We start from the raw sequence: 946 nt of genomic DNA on the forward strand, positions 1-946 counted from the left end.
TCCATAGCCGTATCCATAACCGTAGCCGTATTTCTTGCCATAGCCGTAACCGTAGCTGTTCTTGCGCTTGGTCATGTCGATGTCGTTGATGACGGTGGCCAGTTTGGCAAATTTCTTTTCGGCTTTCAGTTCGTTGATGTACTGGTAGGCTACCTTCGGAGTAACTTCTGCACGGCATACATAGAGACAGAAATCTGCCACACGGCTGACGATGGCGGTATCGGTCACGATGCCGATAGGAGCAGTATCGAGAATAACATAGTCGTAGCGCTCTTTCAACTGAGCAATGGCATGGTCGAGTACCGGGCGTGCCACCAGTTCGGTGGGGTTAGGCGGTACGGCTCCTCCGGGTAGAATGTCCAGATTAGAGTGAATGTCCGAAGGTTGTACCAGAGAGAAGATATCGGTATGTTCCGGATCGCTCAGGTAGTTGGTAATACCATGTTCACGATGTGAGATGTTGAATACACGGTTCAGACCGGGCTTACGGATGTCCATACCTACAATCAGTGTCTTCTTTCCGAGCAAGGCCAGACTGACTGCTAAATTTCCGGCTACGAAAGACTTTCCTTCGCCGGGCTGGGTAGAGGATACGAGGATGACTTTCTCGTCTTTTTCCAGCATAAAGAGAAGGTTGGTACGGAGTCCACGGAAGGTTTCTTCCATGATGTCGTTGTGATTCTCACGTACCACGATGGCTCCTTGTGCAGGTTTCTTGCAGCGGGGAAGTTCGGCGATAAGAGGTACGGCAGTGAGTTTCTGTACATCTTCTCCGTTTTCAATCTTGTATTTCAGTAAATCGATAAGATAGATAAAACCGACGGGAATACCCAAGCCTAAAATAAGGGCTGCCAGTGCAATGATTTTCTTCTTGGGAGCTACCGGATATTTATCGGGCAGTGCCTGTTCGATGATTCGTCCGTTGGTCGCTGTAGCAGCCAGGGTA

1 protein-coding gene is annotated in these 946 nt (G+C 49.4%); it reads right to left on the reverse strand.

Annotated features, from left to right (window positions below):
* The coding region (locus O6P32_RS13555) for a polysaccharide biosynthesis tyrosine autokinase (RefSeq protein WP_269879055.1) at positions 1 to 946 on the reverse strand (946 nt) is incomplete at both ends.

Source organism: Phocaeicola acetigenes (assembly GCF_027529745.1).
GTDB lineage: Bacteria > Bacteroidota > Bacteroidia > Bacteroidales > Bacteroidaceae > Phocaeicola > Phocaeicola acetigenes.